The organism is Billgrantia tianxiuensis (assembly GCF_009834345.1).
GTDB lineage: Bacteria > Pseudomonadota > Gammaproteobacteria > Pseudomonadales > Halomonadaceae > Halomonas > Halomonas tianxiuensis.
This window is the reverse complement of record NZ_CP035042.1, coordinates 3,614,124-3,630,889: the sequence shown is the minus strand read 5'-3', so window position 1 is coordinate 3,630,889 and position 16,766 is coordinate 3,614,124. Positions and strand designations below refer to the sequence as shown.

Sequence of the window (16,766 nt, the reverse complement as noted above, 5' to 3'; positions counted from 1 at the left end):
CCATTTTTCCCGGTATAGAGTTCTACCTGCGAGCATTGGACTATAACAAGGCTTCGCTGAGGTCATGACCGGCCCAGGCCACTCCTGAGAAGGAATCGAGCCAAGCACGGCGGGACCCATGCCCGGCAAGCTACCTGCACCGATCACCGATCTGTGTAGTAACGATCGAAACAGTAAGCTAGTGAAAGGAACTATCGCGATGAAAAAGACACTGTTAGCGACTGCCATTGCCGGTGCCCTGGGCGCCTCAGCTGCCGCTCAGGCCGCTACCGTTTACGACCAGGACGGCACTCAGCTGATCATCAACGGCCGTATCGCCCTGGGCATCTCCGGCGGCGGTGAAGACGACGTCCAGCCGGGCGAGCCGAAAGCCGGCGGTACCGAGTTCCGCAACATCTATTCGCGCCTCGGCATTTCCATGAGCCACGACATCTCCCGCGATCTGCGTGCCTTCGGCCGCGTCGAGTGGCGTTTCAACGGCGACGAGCGTGACCGTTCCGGCGGCTTCACTGAAGTGCGTCACAGCTATATCGGCCTCGAGAGCCAGCCGTTCGGTACCGTGATGGCCGGTAACTTCGACAGCTTCTTCAACAGCCACGTCATGGCACCGTTCGATGTCTACATCGACCGTGGCCTCGAGTTCTCCAAGGGCGGTGCTGGCGGCGACCTGCAGGCTCGCGGCGACTCCATCGGTTACATCACTCCGGACCTGAGCGGTTTCCAAGCCTTCCTGATGGGCAAGCATTACTCCGGTAATGATCTGGCCGAGATTGGCGAAGATCGCTCTTCCGTGATCAACCTTCAAGGTGGCGTGAAATACCAGTGGGAAGGTCTGCGCCTGGCTGTCGGTTTTGCCCAGGATCGTGACGACTACGCTCTGAGCGGCGGTGAAAACCGCAATCCGGCCGCCACCACTCCCAGCAGCCGTCATCGCTACAACGGTTCCGATCTGCGCGGTGCCGATGAGAACATCTACGGCGCGACAGTTTCCTACGCCTTTAACGATCAGTTCTCTGCTCGTCTGGGCTATGAAACTCAGGACAGCAACGACGCTGCCCTCGACGCTGGCGGCGATATCGAGCAGTACTCCGGCTACAAGACCTGGGGTCTGGGTGCCACCTACTCACTGGGTCAGTGGGCCTTCAATGCCGACGTCTACCGCGTGCGTCCGGACAACGAAGAGAACCGCACTGCCTGGGCTGCAGGCGCCTACTACAAGGTGTCCAACAACTTCGACGTCTTCGGCGAGCTGCACCGTGCCGACCAGGGCGACGTTACCGTCGGTACTCGCGATGGCTTCGACGTTGAAGACAACGACGACAACCTGTACTGGCTGGTTGGCGCTCGCTACCACTTCTAATCGCCTTGCCTTACGGCAAGCGATTAATAGAAGACACGTCGCTTTCTGCGACGACAGAACCGGCCCTTCGGGGCCGGTTTTCTTTTACCTGCCATCAGCTGTGCTAATCCAGCCTCTTGATACAAGTCAACAAAGGTTTCGTTTCGTTGCCTCGAGTGTCGTCCGGACGGGACAGCCGCGGCGGGGCGAGTCAGAATCGAAGCCTGCCGATTCATCAACGAGGAGAGGAGGGCGCTCATGATGCCTCAGACCGTGCCGCGGCCTACGGCCGGTGCGGCCCGCTGCAAGCGCTGTATCCTGCATGCCCGCTGCCTTCCCCTCGGGCTCGAGCGGGATGCGCTGCAATCCTTTGATGCCATCCTCCAACTGCCGCGACCGCTCAAGCGAGGCGAGACCCTGGTGCGCCAGGGCGATCCTTTCACCAGCCTGTACGTGGTGCGCTCCGGTTCGCTGAAGCAGAGCCTGGTCCAGGGAGGGCGGCGTGGCCAGGTGCTGAACTTCTACCTGGCGGGCGAGATCGTCGGCCTGGATGGCATCGGCGAGCAGCGCTACCACAGCAGTGTGGTAGCGCTGGAAGCGACCTTCGTCTGCAAGCTGCCGTTCACTCGGCTGGAGGATCTCGCCGAGCGCGTGCCCGGACTGCGTGGGCAACTCTACCGCTGCATGAGCCGCGAGCTGCGCAACGACCAACGCATGCTATGCCTGCTTTCGGGGCGTACCGCGGAGCAGCGCCTGGCCAGCTTCCTGATCGGGCTCTCCGAGCGTTTTCGCAGCCGTGGCTGCTCGCCGTATCGCTTCCATCTGTCCATGTCGCGTTCGGATATCGCCAGTTACCTCGGCCTGGTGCTGGAAACCGTCAGCCGCACGCTGGCTCGCTTCCAGGAGCAGGGGATGCTCAGCGTCAGCGGACGGGAGTTGGTCATTCACGACCACGAAGCGTTGTCGATGCTGGCGCGGGAAGGGGTGAGTGGCGGCTGCCGGTTGGCTCCTCAGTCCGATTAATGTTTTTCTGATAGACTGGCTCGCCTGATCGCCCCTGATCCTGTGCGAGGAACGGCTGTGGAGCTTGTCTGGTTGGCCTACGTGGCCTTGGGTGGATTGGTCGGTATCATGGCCGGCCTGTTGGGCATCGGCGGTGGCGGCATCATGGTGCCGATACTGACCGCACTGTTCGTCATGCAGGGAGTGCCCCACGAGCATCTGGCTCACCTGGCGCTGGGAACGGCCATGGCCGCCATCATTCCCGCTTCCACGGCAAGCCTTCTCTCTCACCGCCGCCATGGAGCGGTGCGCTGGGAGATCGTTCGCTACCTGACTCCCGGCATTCTGCTGGGAACCTTCTTGGCCACCTTCATTGCCGCCCTGCTGCCGACCCGGGGCCTGGCCATCTTCTTCGCCTGCTTCATGATCCTGATGTCGCTGCAGATGCTGGCCAATCTCAAGCCCAAGCCGACGCGGAACCTTCCGGGGCCTGTCGGCCTTAGTGGTGCCGGGTTGGGGATCGGCGGCATTTCGGCGTTGGTCGCCATTGGCGGTGGCTCGCTCACCGTGCCGTTCCTGACCTGGTGCAACGTCAAGCTGCCCAAGGCCATCGGCACTTCTGCCGCCGTGGGGCTGCCCATAGCTTTGGCCGGCGCCCTGGGTTACGTGCTCAATGGCTGGGGCACGCCCGGACTGCCGGGTGCCGCACTGGGCTTCGTCTACCTGCCTGCGCTGTTGTTGATGGCGCCCTTCAGCATGCTGCTGGCGCCCGTAGGAGCCAAGCTGGCGCATCGCCTGCCGGTAGCGATGCTCAAGCGGATCTTCGCGGTCATGATGATGGGGCTGGCGTTGCAGATGGTGTATACGGTCTTCACCGCCTGATCATCCTCCCGCCGGAACCCAAAGAAGCAACACGGCCACCCGCAGGTGGCCGTGTTGCGTTGTGGCTCAAGGTTGCCGTGCTCCGGTGCTATGGGCTCACCCTCTGCTCGGGGGCGGCCAATACAGCCTTGAGGTGAGCGAGGTCGCGCGAGACGTCGGTCTCGACGAACTCCGCCAGCAGTCGCTCGGCCTCACGTTGGGCCGCCTGCTCCACGTATTCGGCGTAGGTGATGACGGGGGCACTGCAATAACGGCAGACGAGCACGTCCGTTGGTTTCGGATTGCCGTGCCAGAAATTGCTGCCGTTGCATTCGGGACATGCCACTTTCCTTGTGCGCTGAAACATTCGGCCTCCTGCCTGACGTTCGATGGTTGACGTGAATGACTCTACCACGAAAACGATGAAGGTCACGTTACCGTTTATGATAGGCCGCCAGGTGCGCGTCAGCCGATGGATGAGCGCTCACGCAACACCGCCAGCTCTCTTCATGAGCCAACTCCAGAGGCAAAGCCGGTTGGCGGCTTCCTGCCTGCGTTACCTACACTGCGGTCATGCATGGACAACTTACATTACGCAGGCATGGAGCCAAGCATGACCGGAGACACCCCACATAACTTGATGATCCGCAAGCTGGGCAGGATATTCCATCTCTGCGAGGAGGAGCGGCAGGCACTGCAGGACTTGCCGATGCAGGTAGCGGTCGTCAAGGCCGACCATGACATCGTCTCCATCGGCGACCGCCCGCACCAGTGCTGCATGGTCCTGCAGGGCTTCACCTGCGTCTACAAGTTGAGCTACCAGGGCCGGCGCCAGATCATGGCCCTGCACGTGCCAGGCGACATTCCCGATCTGCAAAGTCTGCACTTGAAAGTCATGGATGTCAGCATCGCCTCGATCACCCCTTGCACGGTCGGGTTCATTCAGCATGAGGATATGCGTCGCCTGTGCGATCGCTACCCACGCCTCACTGCCGCTTTCTGGCGCGAGACGCTGGTGGATGCCTCGATCTTTCGCGAGTGGCTGCTCAGCGTGGGGCAGCGGGATGCCTATGCCCGCATGGCTCACCTGCTCTGTGAGCTGCTGATTCGTTTGAAGGCGGTAGGTCTCGTGGAAGAAGGGAACACCTTCGACCTGCCGATCACCCAGAGCGAAATGGCGGATGCGGTCGGTATCAGTGCGGTTCACGTGAGCCGAACGTTCCAGGCGCTGCGTGCCAATGGCCTGGTCGAGACCGAAAAGATGAAGATTACGATTCCAGACTGGGACAAGCTGAAGCAGGCGGGAGAATTCGACCCGCTGTATCTGCACCTGGATGAGGGCATCGCGGCGTGACCTGGCTGCAACAGGGGCCGCTAGGGCGCGACGGGTATCGGTTGGGAAAGTGGCGCCCCCTTCAGGATTCGAACCTGAGACCTTCCCCTTAGGAGGGGGACGCTCTATCCAGCTGAGCTAAGGGGGCAACACGGCTGCGCATTATAAGCGCTTGTGTCGTCGAGATAAACCGTTGGCCAGGGCGACGTTGCCCCGGGAGGGGCTAGCCGGCATCATCCGAGTGTCCGATGGGGAGGGGGGCACATGGAGCTCGAAGAGTATCGCCGGTACGATGCGCTGGGTCTGGCCGAACTCGTACGCAAGCGCGAGGTGAGCCGCGAAGAGATATTCGATGCCGCCTGCCATGCCATCGAACGTGACAATCCGAGGTTGGGAGCGGTGGTACGCACCCGTTTCGAGCGTGCCAGGGCCGAGTCGAACGCCATCGCTCCCGATGCGCCCTTTGCCGGCGTGCCGACGTTGGCCAAGGACCTGCTGATGGCCATCGAGGGAGAACCGTTGGCCTTCGGCAGTGCCGCGTTGGCCGAATGGAGGCCGCCCCAGGACTCGACCCTGATCACTCGGCTGCGCCAGGCCGGCCTGGCCATTCTCGGCCAGACGGCCACGCCCGAGCTGGGGCTGATGGGTATCACCGAGCCCCGCGCCTTTCCCCATCCTGCCAACCCCTGGGACGAGCGCCGCTCTCCCGGCGGCTCCAGCGGCGGGGCGGCGTCGGCGGTTGCCGGTGGCATGGTGCCGCTGGCGATGGCCGGCGATGGCGGCGGATCGATCCGTATCCCCGCCAGCTATTGCGGGCTGTTCGGTCTCAAGCCCTCGCGCGGCCGGGTGCCGTTGGGGCCTCTGCATGCCGAGGTGTGGCAGGGCGCCGTGGTCGAACATGCCGTGACCCGTTCGGTCAGGGACAGCGCGGCGCTGCTCGACGCCACCAACGGCATGGACGAGGGCGCTCCCTATCCCATCAGGCGCGAACAGGGCTTCCTGGCCGCGCTGGAGCGCCCGCCCGGCCCGCTGCGTGTGGCGGTGTCGCTGGGCGAGCCAATGAGCAAGCCGCTGGGCAGCGTGCTCGATCCTGACGTTCGCCTGGCGGTGGAGCAGGCCGCCGCCAGGCTCGAAGGGCTCGGACACCACGTTGAATGGGCCGATCCGCCGGTCGATGGCGAGCGCCTGGCCAATGCCTATCTGTCGCTCTACCTGGGGCATCTCACCGCCGACCTGGCGTGGATCGCCCGCGAGACCGGCGTGCCGGTCTCGCGTCTAGAGGTCGAGCCCTCGACCCGGGCCATTGCCCGGCTCGGCCGACATCTACCGGTGCGCGACTATGAGTTGGCCAAGCGCGACTGGAACGCGATGGCGCGCGCCATGGGGGCTTTCCATCGCCGCTACGACGTGCTGCTGCTGCCGGTCGCCACGGCGCCCGCACCACGCTTGGGCGAGCTTTATCCACCCCGCGCGCACGAGCGCCTGATGTCGTTGCTGGTAATTCCCGGCCTGCCCAAGCTGGCGCTCAAGGCAGGCATGCTCAAGCACTTGGCGCGAGATGCCCTGGCCCGCACGCCCTTCACGCAGTTGGCCAATCTCACCGGGCAGCCGGCCATGTCGCTGCCGCTACACGTTACGTCTCAGGGCCTTCCCCTCGGCGTGCAGGTGCTCGGAGCCATGGGCGACGAGCGCCGCCTGCTGGCGCTGGCGGCTCAGGTCGAGGCCGAGGTGCAATGGGAACGGTACCTGCCCAGGCCTCTGCAAGACAGGTAGAATGCGCGCCACACATACCAGTGCCCTATGCCATGATCGACTCCACCCCCCTTTCGCCGGCCGGTGACCGTCATTTCGATGGTCTGGCCGAAAAATTCGCCGGCAGCCTCTACGGCGGGCCGCGTGGTGCGCTGCGCCTGGCCATGCTCGATGCGCTGCTGCCCGAGATGCTCGAACTCGACGGCCAGCCGCTGCTGGACGTGGGGGGTGGGCTGGGGCAGCTCTCCGCCTGGTTCGCCCAGCGCGGCCACGCGGTAACCTTGTTGGAGCCGGCCGGGGATATGCTCGACCAGGCCCGACAGACGCTCGATGGCCTGCCGGTGAGCTTCGTGCAGGCGCCGCTGCAGGCGCTGCCGGAGCGTGCTGCCGGGCCCTGGCCGCTGGTCGCCTGTCACGCCGTGCTGGAGTGGTTGAGCGATCCCCGCGCGGCCTTTGCCACCCTGGCGGAGAGCCTCGCCCCGGCGGCCAGCTCTCGCTGATGGCGTTCAACCGCGATGCGCTGCGCTTTTCCAACGTGGTGAAGGGCAATCTGCAGAAGGCGCTGGACGACCGCCTCGAGGGCACCGGCAAACGCCAACGGCTGACCCCTATCTCGCCGCTGTGCCATGAGCAGATCGCCACCTGGAGCCGTGAATGTGGGCTGTCGATTCGCTCGGTGGCGGGCATTCGCATCTTTCACGACTACCTGCGCCATCCGCCGGCCAGTGAGGCCGATTGGCAGCGCCTGGTCGCACTGGAACACCGCTACTGTCAGGAAGAGCCGCACTGGCGCCTGGGCCGCTACCTGCTCTATACGCTGGTGCGGGAGGGGCGCGCGCCCGAGGGGGAAGCCCGATGAGTGCCGAAACGCCGGTCTGCCAACTGCTCGAGCGCCAGGACTGCGACTATCGCGGCTGGCTGTGGGTGGCGCCGCCGCGGGATGCCTGGCTCGAGGCAGGAGCAGGCAGTGTGCTCAGCGCCGATCATGGCGTGCTCGAGGCCTGGCGGGAACGTGGCCGCCCGGCTTTTTCGCCGTTCGATGCCGGCTCCGTCAATGAGCCGCCCGGGGCAGTGCTGTTCTGGCCCAAGGCCCATTCCCTCGGCGAATGGTGGCTGCTGTGGCTATGCGCCAATCTGCCGTCGGGCACGCGCCTGCAACTGGTGGGTGAGAACCAGGGCGGCATCAAGCGCGTACTCAAGGTGCTGGCGGCGCTGGGACTGGGCTGTCGCAAGCTCGACAGCGCGCGGCGCTGTATTCTATTCGAGACGCGCCTTGGCAATGTCGGCATCGATCCGGATGCGGCCTGGACCACCTTCGAAGCCGAGGGACTGACGCTTGCCAGTCATCCCGGCGTGTTCGGCCACGGCAAGCTGGACGAGGGCACCCGTCTGCTGCTCGAGCGGCTCGAGGTCGAACTGCCGGCGCCCGACAGGGCTCAGGAAGTCCTCGACATGGGTTGCGGCGATGGCATTCTCAGCGCCTGGCTGGCCCGCCGTGGTCATGCCGTGACGGCGGTGGACGTCAACGCCTTCGCCGTGGAGGCGACCCGCCGCACCCTGGCGGCCAATGGGCTGGAGGGGCGGGCCCTGGCCAGCGACGTCTATTCGGCGCTCGGCGAGAGTCGCTTTGCCGCCATCGTCAGCAACCCGCCGTTTCACCAGGAGCGCAGCATCGACTACGGCCCCGCCGGGCGGCTGATCCGCAAGGCGCCGGAACACCTGCTGCCGGGCGGAGTGCTGCTGCTGGTGGCCAATGCCTTCCTGCCCTATCCGGACCTGCTCGAGAGCGCCTTCGGCGGCTTTCAGATTGTTGCCGACGACCGCCGCTTTCGGGTTTATCATGCCATCAGGCGCTAGGAGGCCTGTGGCGGAGCGAGGCGAGCATGGCGGGGAATCTGCGTAGTGCAGCGGTTCTGGGGGTACTGTTGGCGGTAGGGTTGATCGTAGGCGGCAGTTTCATCAGGCAGGCGGCCGAGGTCTGGCAGCAGTCGTCGCGCAGCGTGACCGTGCGAGGCCTGGCCGAGCGGGAGATGCCGGCGGATCTGGTGCTTTGGCCGTTCAACTACAGTGCCAGCGCCGATACGCTGGGAGAGCTGGAGCGCATCCTCTCACGCGATGAGCAGACGATTCGCGACTTTCTCGTCCAGCGCGGCTTCGATACCGAGCACGTCAGCGTGACGCCGCCGCGCATCACCGACCAGTTCAGCAATCTCTATGGCGGCCAACGCCCGGATGAGCGCTATCGCGGCGAGGCCACGCTGCTGTTGCGTTCGCCGGACGTGGCGGGCGTCAAGGCGGCAATGCCGGAGGTCACCAGCCTGGTGCGCGAGGGCGTATTGCTGTCGCCCAACTACGAATACCGCACCGAATACCTCTTCACCGGCCTCGATGCCATCAAACCCGAGATGATCGCCGCGGCCACCGCCGATGCGCGCCGTGCCGCACAGCAGTTCGCCGAGGACTCAGGCAGCCGGGTGGGGCAGATTCGCCAGGCCACCCAGGGTTATTTCTCCATCGAGGATCTCGACAGCTACACGCCTGACGTCAAGCGTGTGCGGGTGGTGACCACGGTGGACTACGCACTGGAGGACTGAAACTGCCTGCGCTCGGCCATACGGCGTCAAAAATTGGCTCAGCTGCTTAGCCGCCCGGCGTACGGTAGGCGATATCGGTAATGACATAAGTGGTATCGCCTGCCGGCGCCTTGACCGTGACCTCATCGTCCAGTGTCTTTCCCAGCAGCGCCTTGGCCAGCGGGGCATCGACGCTGATCCAGCGCTTGGCGGTGTCGGTCTCGTCGTGGCCGACGATGCGGATGCGCATCTCCTCGCCTTCCTCGTCCTCGAGGGTGACGAAGGCGCCGAAATAGACCTTGTCGGTATCCGCCGGCAGGCGGTCCACCACCTGCAACTTGTCGAGCCGTTTGGTCAGGTAGCGGATACGCGCGATGACCCGGTTGAGCTCCTTCTTGTTGTAGGTGTAATCGGCGTTCTCGCTGCGATCCCCGAGTGCTGCGGCTTCGCCCACCTTGGCCGAGAGGGCGGGGCGCTTGACCCGCGAGAGATGATCGAGAATGCCGCGCAGGCGCTCGGCACCCTCGGCGGTGATCAGATTGCTCTTGGGTTCCTGGCGCGGGTCCTTGGCGGGGTTGCGCCAGCGCGTCATGTTGCGGCCCTTCATGGCGTTACGCTCCTACATTCTTGCAGCGAGTACTTTACTTGTGACGACTTTACTTGTGATGAGAAGGGCAACATACGTCATTGGCTGCCTGTGAGCCAGAAGCTGGCGAGGTTCGGACTGGCGAATCATTCAAACGTTCGTTACATTGCCAGAAGCGGTGCCACGCCGCTGCCAAGAATTCGTCAGCCAATAACAAGCGAAAGAAGGAAGGAGTCTGGACATGTTACGACGTCAGCTCATCGGTGCCGCCCTGGGAGTCGGTCTCCTGCTTGCACCGTTTACCGGCTCCCTGGCCTGGGAAAACGAAGTCGAGGCGCTCAAGCAGCGCTGGGAGCAGATCACCACGCAGCGGGCAGAAGGTCAGCGCCGCGCGGCGCTGAAATCGCTCGCCGAGGAAGCGGAGCGGCTGGTGGAAGCGAATCCCGGCACTGCGCAGCCGCTGATCTGGTACGGCATCATCGAGGCATCGCATGCCCGCGAGCGCAGCGGCTTGGGTGCCCTGGGCAGTGCCCGCTCGGCGCGCGATGCGCTGGAACGTGCCATCGAGATCGATCCCCAGGGGGGCAACGGCTCGGCCTACGTCACGCTGGGGGCGCTCTACGATCGCGCGCCGGGCAGGCCCATCGGCTTCGGTAACAGCAGTACGGCCGAGCGCATGTTCCAGCGGGCCTTGCAGATCCGCCCCGATGGCATCGACGTCAACTTCTACTACGCGACCTTCCTCGAAGACGAGGGGCGCCGTGAGGAGGCGCGAGAGCACGCCCAGCGCGCCGTCGACGGTACTGCTCGCGAGGATCGCCAGGCCTCGGACGAGGCGCTGCGCCAGCAGGCCAGGTCGCTGCTCTCCCGGCTTTGACGCCTTCCCTTTCCATGCGCCTCGTCCACGAGGCGCATGGTAGCGGCAGGTAGCGGTTGGCATGATCGGCCCCGGTCACCATAATGGTCGCCATTCGCAGACTCGGAGGCCTGCATGACCGATAATTCCGATCGCGGCCAGGATGCCGCCCAGCTTCCCGGCTTCAGCGCTGCCGACGTCGACCTTGTGGAGCGTCGCTGCCTGCACCAGGGCTTCTTCCGCCTGGACGAGGTCCATTTGCGTCATCGCTTGTTCGAAGGCGGCTGGAGCGCCGAGATGGTGCGTGAAGTCCACGTGCGCCACGATGCCGTGGGCGTGCTGCTCTATGACGTCGAGCGCGACTGCGTGGCGCTGGTGGAGCAGATTCGCGCCGGTGCGCTGGACGATCCCCAGTCGCCGTGGAAGCTCGAAATCGTCGCCGGGCTGGTGGAGGCCGGCGAGAGCGCGGCCGAGGTGGCGCGCCGCGAGGCCATGGAGGAGGCCGGCTGCGAGGTCACCGAGCTGATCGAGCTGCACACCTATTACCCAAGCCCAGGCGCCTGCACGGAGCGGGTGACGCTATTCTGTGCCCTGGTGGACTGCGATGGGCTGGGTGGCGTGCATGGCCTGGACGAAGAGCATGAGGATATCCGCGTTCACGTGCTACCGTTTAAGCGTGCCTGGGAACTCTTGCTGGCCGGGCGACTCGACAATGCCATGTGTCTGATCGCCTTCTACTGGCTGGCGGCGGAACGGGCATCACTACGAGCAAGGGGGTAGCGTGGCAAGAACCGCCTATGTCACCGATCTGAAGAGCCTGCAGGGGGAATGCAGCGCCAACTACCTGCGCCTGACGCGGCTGATGGGCGGCCTCGGCGTGGGCGAGACGCGCGAGTTCGAACTGTCCGGCCAGCGTGGCCGGTTCGGTACCCTGTGGTTGACGGTGCTGGAACAGGCGCCATACACCACCATTGCCCGGGTCAGCCAAAGCGGTTTGATGGATGCCGTCATCGAGCCGCCACGCATGCGCGTGCATCTCTACCACGACGTACGCATGGCCGAGGTCACCGATTTCCAGCGCGAACGCCACTTCAGCGGGCGCTATCGTTATCCCAACGTGCGCATGCACCAGCCCGACGAAAAGCTTCAGCTCAACCGTTTCCTCGGTGAGTGGCTGGCCCATGGTCTCGAGCATGGGCATCCTACCAACCTGACGGAACTGCCGGGATGATGCGTCTGGTACAGCTCACCGACTGCCATCTGCACGCCGATCCCAAAGCCCGTTCCCGTGCCGGTTTCCCACTGCGCCAGTTGGAATCCGTGGTCGAAGCGGTGCGGGCCACGCGCCCCGATGTGGTTCTCGTTACCGGCGACATCAGCCAGGACGAGACGGCAGCCTCCTACCAGCATGCCCATCGTGTCCTCTCGACGCTCGAGTGCCCCTGGTTCTGGCTGGGTGGCAACCACGACCAACCCGGACTGATGGAGGAGATCAGGGGCTTCCACGATGTCATCGACCTGGCCAACTGGCGGCTATTGACCGTGGATACCTGGGTCCGGGGGCAGGCTCATGGCGAGCTGGGTGAGACACGCCTGGGGCAGCTCGCCGAGCGTCTCGCCGAGGACGAACGGCCGACCTTGCTGGCGATGCACCATCCGCCGCTCGCGGTGGGCTCGGCCTGGATCGACGAGATCGGGCTCAAGGATCGCGACGCCCTGTGGGAGATACTGTCCTCCTTCCCGCAGGTCAGGGCGATTCTCTGCGGTCACATCCACCAGGCCTTTGTCGGGCGGCAAGCGCTCGAGCACGGCGATGTGCTGGTCTACGGTTGCCCTTCGACGACCGATCAGTTCCTGCCCGGCTCCGAGGGCTTCGCCATCGACGAGGCATCGCGTCCCGGCTACCGGATCTTCGACCTGCGTGGTGAGGAGTGGCTGACCTGGGTCGAGCGTGTCGACCTGTGAGCTTCGATTCTTTTTTGGTCTAAAAAGATAGGTAATCATTCTTTTACGTTATTATCGGCTCAAGGTTACCCTGTGCGCATGATCCTACTTGCCCTTCGTCATGCGAGGTATCCGGGCCGATGACCAGTCTTCACGCTCCCGAGCACAAGCCGGCTTCCCCGGCTTCCGACTCGCCGGCCTCTCTGTCGCCGCGCCGGCTGACCCATCTCCAGCAGTTGGAGGCGGAGTCGATCCATATCATCCGCGAGGTGGCCGCCGAGTTCCGCAACCCGGTGATGCTCTACTCCATCGGCAAGGACTCCTCGGTGATGCTGCATCTGGCGCGCAAGGCCTTCTTTCCCGGGCCGCCGCCGTTCCCGCTGATGCACATCAACACCACCTGGAAGTTCCGCGAGATGATCGCCTTCCGCGACCGCATGGCCGGCGAGGTGGGCATGGAGCTGATCGAGCACATCAACGAAGAGGGGCGGGCCGCGGGCATCAACCCCTTCGATCACGGCTCCAGCGGCTATACCGACGTGATGAAGACCCAGGCGCTCAAGCAGGCGCTGGACAAGTACGGCTTCGATGCCGCCTTCGGCGGTGCCCGCCGCGACGAGGAGGCCAGCCGCGCCAAGGAGCGGGTGTTCTCCTTCCGTGACAAGTTCCACCGCTGGGACCCGAAGAACCAGCGTCCCGAGCTGTGGAACCTCTACAACGCCCGGGTCAACAAGGGCGAGTCGATCCGCGCCTTCCCGCTCTCCAACTGGACCGAGCTGGACATCTGGCAGTACATCTACCTGGAGCAGATTCCCATCGTGCCGCTCTACTACGCCGCCCCGCGCCCGGTGGTGGAGCGCGACGGCATGCTAGTGATGGTCGACGACGAGCGCATGCCGCTGGCCCCCGGCGAGGTGCCCGAGGAGAAGTGGGTGCGTTTCCGCACGCTGGGCTGCTACCCGCTGACCGGCGCGGTGGAGTCCAGGGCCGACACCCTGCCCGAGATCATTCAGGAGATGCTGCTGACCCGCACCAGCGAGCGCAGCGGCCGGGCCATCGACCACGACCAGGCCGGCTCGATGGAGAAGAAGAAGCGCGAGGGGTACTTCTGATGGCACACCAATCGACACTGATCGCCGACAACATCGAGCAGTACCTGCACGAGCATGAGAACAAGGACCTGCTGCGCTTCATCACCTGCGGCAGCGTAGACGACGGCAAGTCGACCCTGATCGGCCGGTTGCTGCACGACTCCAAGATGATCTTCGACGATCACCTGGCGGCGTTGACCCGCGACTCCAAGAAGAGCGGCACCACCGGCGATGCCGTTGACCTGGCGCTGCTGGTCGATGGCTTGCAGTCGGAGCGTGAGCAGGGCATCACCATCGACGTGGCCTACCGCTTCTTCTCCACCGACAAGCGCAAGTTCATCATCGCCGACACCCCGGGCCACGAGCAGTACACCCGCAACATGGCTACCGGGGCCTCGACCGCCAACCTGGCGATCATCCTGATCGATGCCCGCTACGGCGTGCAGACCCAGACCCGGCGCCACAGCTTCATCGCCGATCTGCTGGGTATCAAGCACCTGGTCATCGCGGTGAACAAGATGGACCTGGTGGGCTTCGACGAGGCGCGCTTCAACGAGATCGTCGCCGACTATCGGCGCTTTGCCGAGCAGCTCTCGGTCAAGGATCTGCATTTCGTACCGATGTCGGCGCTGGAAGGGGACAACGTGGTCAACCGCAGCGACCGCACGCCCTGGTACCAGATCGACGGCGCAGCGGGACCGGCGCTGCTGGAACTGCTGGAGTCCGTGGAGGTGAGCCGCGACCGTAACCTGGTCGACCTGCGCTTCCCGGTGCAGTACGTCAACCGGCCCAACCTCGACTTCCGCGGCTATGCCGGCACGCTGGAGGCCGGTGTGCTGCGCCCCGGCCTGGCGATCAAGGCACTGCCCTCGGGCAAGACCAGCCGCATCGAGCGGGTCGTCACTTTCGATGGCGACCTGGAGGCGGCGTGGCCAGGACAGGCCGTCACCGTGACGCTCGAGGACGAAATCGATATCTCCCGCGGCGACTGGATCGTTGCCGAGGATGCCGAGGTCACCCTGACCAATGCCTTCGATGCCGACATCGTGTGGATGCACGAACAGCCTCTGGCGCCAGGCCGACAGTACGACATCCGCCTGGCCGGACGTTCGGTGGCCGGTCGCGTGAGTGCGATTCACCACCAGGTCGACGTCAACACCCTGGAGCGGCATGAGGCCGACTGCCTGGAGCTGAATGCCATTGCCCGCTGCCGGCTCGAGCTGACCGCCGACGTGCCGCTCGACGCCTACGATCAAAGTCCGGGCACTGGCAGCTTCATCGTCATCGACCGGCTCAGCAACGTGACCGTGGGGGCAGGCATGGTGCGCAGTGCTGCCGAAGCGACAGGGCAGGCACATGGCGAGGTCGACTGGGCCGCCTTCGAACTCGATCTCAATGCACTGATTCGCAAGCATTTCCCTCATTGGGAAGCGAAGGACGTGCGCAACCTGCTGCGCTGATCGGCCAGGCCAACCATAGACGGTTGAACTGGCGGCATTATCCTCCACACTAGGGACAGGGCTCGGCGCTTGCCGGGCCCTGTCGAGTGTCAGGGAGGAGACATGCCGCACTGCCAGGATCGGCCGATAGCGCAGCGTTCGAAGGGCCCACAGCAAGCTGGCGCATCGCAGGAGGGCGAATGACGGGATTCGTCAGACGTCTTCTGCGCATTGCCGCCCGCCCGATGAGGCAAGACCGCGGGCGTGGCGGTTACGTGGTGCATCCCTACCGCGGCTACGGTTCCCGTCATGAGGCGTTCCTCATGGGGCGGGTGTTCAGGCAGGCCGCGCTGGGCGAGGTGATCCCGCGCTACGGTATGCTGCGCGACCTTGCCGACATCGTTCGGCGCATCTTTCGCCACGGGCTCCCCGAGGTGACCGTCGAAGTGACGCTGGGAGAGAACGTCACCACCGTGACGACCGACCGCGACGGCTACTTCGACGTGCACATGCCGCTCGAGCATCCCCTGCCGCGGGACAGCGCCTGGCATCATGCCGAGCTGCACGTGGTGCTGCCGGACATCGAGCCGGTACAGTCGTTCACCGAGGTCTACATCCCCCCGGCCGAGGCCGACCTGCTGGTGATCAGCGACATCGACGACACGGTGATGTACACCGGCGTGGCCAACAAGCTGCGCATGCTGAATCGCCTGTTCGTCAAGCAGGCTCACCAGCGCATGGCCTTTCCCGGCGTGGCGGCGCTCTACCAGGCGCTGCATGTCGGTAGCAGCGGCAAGGCCAAGAGGCCCATTCTCTACGTCTCGCGCGGGCCCTGGAGCATCTACGAGATGCTCGAAGAGTTCTTCCAGCTCAATCGCATTCCGGTCGGGCCGATCCTGTTCCTGCGCGAGTGGGGTATCTCCTGGCGCAAGCCCTGGCCGCGTCGCGCGGAAGACCACAAGTACGACCTGATCCAGCACATGCTGGCGATGCGCGATGAGCTGCCCTGCGTGCTGATCGGCGACAGCGGCCAGCACGATCCCGAGGTCTATGCCCGGATCGTGCACGAATATCCCGAGCGGATCCGGGCGGTCTACATTCGCCGGGTGGAGCGCCGGCCCGAGCGCGAGCGTGCGATCGACGCGCTGCGCGAAGAGATTCGTCATACCGGCTGCGATCTGGTGCTGGCCGAGGACAGTCTTGCCATGGCCGAGCACGCCTTCACTCAGGGGCTGATCGCCGAGGAGGGGCTCGAGCGGGTGCGTCAGGCGTCACATCCATAGTCAGATCTGGCGCTGCTCCAGGCGCTACTCCACCGCTTTGACGGGTTACAAATTCGTTATTCTGTGTGTCGATTTCTTGCGTTTTTCGCTTCTACCCTGCGCCTGACGCAAGGGGGCTTCGTTAATTTCTCGTTGAGGCCCGCCACGTTTTAGCCCGTGCACGTCTTAGAGAGGTACATGCATGACCACGATCGTATGGGATGGGACTACGCTGGCGACGGATTCGCTGATCAGTGTCAACGGCTCGACCTACAACCATGCGCAGAAGCTGTTCCAGCTCGACAACGGCGAGTGGGTGGCCTTCGCCGGCGAGCAGCAGGAGTGGTGGGAGGTCATGGAGTGGCTCAACGCCGGGGCGCCACGTAACGACAAGCCGCATGTGACGCGGGTCGAGATGATCATTGCCGGGCCCGACGGTGTCTTCGAGATGTTCAACAAGCTGGTGCGCATTCCGGTCAAGGGGCCTGTTGCCTACGGCACCGGCTGGAAGTGGGCGCTGGCCGCCATCGATCATGGCAAGAATGCCATCGAGGCGGTGGAGTACGCCAAGACGCGGGACCATGACAGCGGCGGCGAGGTGCAGTCCGTCACGCCTGCGACCAGGGCCGGAGTGCCCTTCGAGACGATGATGCGTGACGTCGAGGCGGAACCGGAACCCGCGACGACCTAATATCGGCTAGACCCCGCACAGCCCCGGCCAACTGGCC

General features: G+C 64.6%; 17 protein-coding genes, 1 tRNA gene and 1 pseudogene. 16 read left to right on the top strand and 3 right to left on the bottom strand.

The annotated features are described in order from the left end of the window. Positions 1 to 199 precede the first annotated feature (199 nt). The 3 genes from EKK97_RS16960 (at position 200) to EKK97_RS16950 (ending at position 3,223) form a co-directional block, all read left to right on the top strand. The gene (locus tag EKK97_RS16960; RefSeq protein ID WP_159553653.1) at positions 200 to 1,360 is read left to right on the top strand and encodes a porin; all 1,161 of its coding nucleotides are present in this window, start codon (positions 200 to 202) and stop codon (positions 1,358 to 1,360) included. Positions 1,361 to 1,597: 237 nt separating this feature from the next. Then, positions 1,598 to 2,362, top strand: coding sequence for a fumarate/nitrate reduction transcriptional regulator Fnr (gene fnr / locus EKK97_RS16955; protein WP_159553651.1), 765 nt, complete (start codon positions 1,598 to 1,600; stop codon positions 2,360 to 2,362). Positions 2,363 to 2,419: 57 nt separating this feature from the next. Continuing rightward, the gene (locus EKK97_RS16950; RefSeq protein ID WP_159553649.1) at positions 2,420 to 3,223 is read left to right on the top strand and encodes a sulfite exporter TauE/SafE family protein; all 804 of its coding nucleotides are present in this window, start codon (positions 2,420 to 2,422) and stop codon (positions 3,221 to 3,223) included. A gap of 88 nt (positions 3,224 to 3,311) precedes the next feature. Here the strand turns inward: EKK97_RS16950 and EKK97_RS16945 are convergent, their stop codons facing one another. Continuing rightward, positions 3,312 to 3,569, bottom strand: coding sequence for a hypothetical protein (locus EKK97_RS16945; protein ID WP_159553647.1), 258 nt, complete (start codon positions 3,567 to 3,569; stop codon positions 3,312 to 3,314). A gap of 246 nt (positions 3,570 to 3,815) precedes the next feature. Here EKK97_RS16945 and EKK97_RS16940 point away from each other — a divergent pair, with 246 nt between their 5' ends. Beyond that, positions 3,816 to 4,556: a Crp/Fnr family transcriptional regulator gene (locus tag EKK97_RS16940; protein ID WP_159553645.1), complete on the top strand. Its 741-nt coding sequence runs from the start codon at positions 3,816 to 3,818 to the stop codon at positions 4,554 to 4,556. Positions 4,557 to 4,606: 50 nt separating this feature from the next. Here EKK97_RS16940 and EKK97_RS16935 read toward each other — a convergent pair. Next, a tRNA-Arg gene (locus tag EKK97_RS16935) sits at positions 4,607 to 4,683 on the bottom strand. A gap of 116 nt (positions 4,684 to 4,799) precedes the next feature. Here EKK97_RS16935 and EKK97_RS16930 point away from each other — a divergent pair. The 4 genes and pseudogenes from EKK97_RS16930 to EKK97_RS16915 all read left to right on the top strand — a co-directional run bounded on the left by EKK97_RS16930 (position 4,800) and on the right by EKK97_RS16915 (position 8,881). Next, a complete protein-coding gene (locus EKK97_RS16930; RefSeq protein ID WP_159553643.1) occupies positions 4,800 to 6,308 on the top strand; it encodes an amidase in 1,509 nt (502 codons plus the stop codon). A 32-nt stretch (positions 6,309 to 6,340) separates the two neighbouring features. Then, positions 6,341 to 7,146, top strand: a pseudogene (locus tag EKK97_RS16925) (methyltransferase domain-containing protein). Beyond that, positions 7,143 to 8,144 carry a methyltransferase gene (locus tag EKK97_RS16920; protein WP_159553641.1) on the top strand — a complete coding sequence of 334 codons (1,002 nt, stop codon included), beginning with the start codon at positions 7,143 to 7,145 and terminating at the stop codon, positions 8,142 to 8,144. Before EKK97_RS16925 ends, EKK97_RS16920 begins: the two are co-directional and overlap by 4 nt. A gap of 26 nt (positions 8,145 to 8,170) precedes the next feature. Then, a complete protein-coding gene (locus tag EKK97_RS16915) occupies positions 8,171 to 8,881 on the top strand; it encodes an SIMPL domain-containing protein (protein ID WP_159553639.1) in 711 nt (236 codons plus the stop codon). Positions 8,882 to 8,927: 46 nt separating this feature from the next. Here the strand turns inward: EKK97_RS16915 and greB are convergent, their stop codons facing one another. Then, the gene (gene greB / locus EKK97_RS16910; protein WP_159553637.1) at positions 8,928 to 9,467 is read right to left on the bottom strand and encodes a transcription elongation factor GreB; all 540 of its coding nucleotides are present in this window, start codon (positions 9,465 to 9,467) and stop codon (positions 8,928 to 8,930) included. Positions 9,468 to 9,687: 220 nt separating this feature from the next. Here greB and EKK97_RS16905 point away from each other — a divergent pair, with 220 nt between their 5' ends. From EKK97_RS16905 to EKK97_RS16870, 8 genes are all read left to right on the top strand, one after another. Continuing rightward, positions 9,688 to 10,323, top strand: coding sequence for a tetratricopeptide repeat protein (locus EKK97_RS16905; RefSeq protein ID WP_159553635.1), 636 nt, complete (start codon positions 9,688 to 9,690; stop codon positions 10,321 to 10,323). A gap of 114 nt (positions 10,324 to 10,437) precedes the next feature. Beyond that, on the top strand, positions 10,438 to 11,082 hold the full coding sequence (locus EKK97_RS16900; RefSeq protein ID WP_159553633.1) for an NUDIX domain-containing protein: 645 nt from the start codon (positions 10,438 to 10,440) through the stop codon (positions 11,080 to 11,082). Position 11,083: 1 nt separating this feature from the next. Beyond that, on the top strand, positions 11,084 to 11,533 hold the full coding sequence (locus EKK97_RS16895; protein ID WP_159553631.1) for a DUF1249 domain-containing protein: 450 nt from the start codon (positions 11,084 to 11,086) through the stop codon (positions 11,531 to 11,533). Beyond that, positions 11,533 to 12,267 (top strand): phosphodiesterase, encoded by a 735-nt coding sequence (locus EKK97_RS16890; RefSeq protein ID WP_201297137.1) that lies wholly within the window; start codon positions 11,533 to 11,535, stop codon positions 12,265 to 12,267. Before EKK97_RS16895 ends, EKK97_RS16890 begins: the two co-directional genes overlap by 1 nt. A 119-nt stretch (positions 12,268 to 12,386) precedes the next feature. After that, positions 12,387 to 13,358 (top strand): sulfate adenylyltransferase subunit CysD, encoded by a 972-nt coding sequence (gene cysD, locus EKK97_RS16885; RefSeq protein ID WP_422672787.1) that lies wholly within the window; start codon positions 12,387 to 12,389, stop codon positions 13,356 to 13,358. Continuing rightward, positions 13,358 to 14,797, top strand: coding sequence for a sulfate adenylyltransferase subunit CysN (gene cysN / locus EKK97_RS16880; RefSeq protein WP_159553627.1), 1,440 nt, complete (start codon positions 13,358 to 13,360; stop codon positions 14,795 to 14,797). Before cysD ends, cysN begins: the two co-directional genes overlap by 1 nt. A 179-nt stretch (positions 14,798 to 14,976) precedes the next feature. Further along, complete coding sequence (locus EKK97_RS16875; protein ID WP_159553625.1) at positions 14,977 to 16,059, top strand: App1 family protein; 1,083 nt, start codon at positions 14,977 to 14,979, stop codon at positions 16,057 to 16,059. 181 nt (positions 16,060 to 16,240) lie between these two features. Beyond that, on the top strand, positions 16,241 to 16,729 hold the full coding sequence (locus EKK97_RS16870) for a 20S proteasome subunit A/B (RefSeq protein WP_159553623.1): 489 nt from the start codon (positions 16,241 to 16,243) through the stop codon (positions 16,727 to 16,729). Positions 16,730 to 16,766 lie beyond the last annotated feature (37 nt).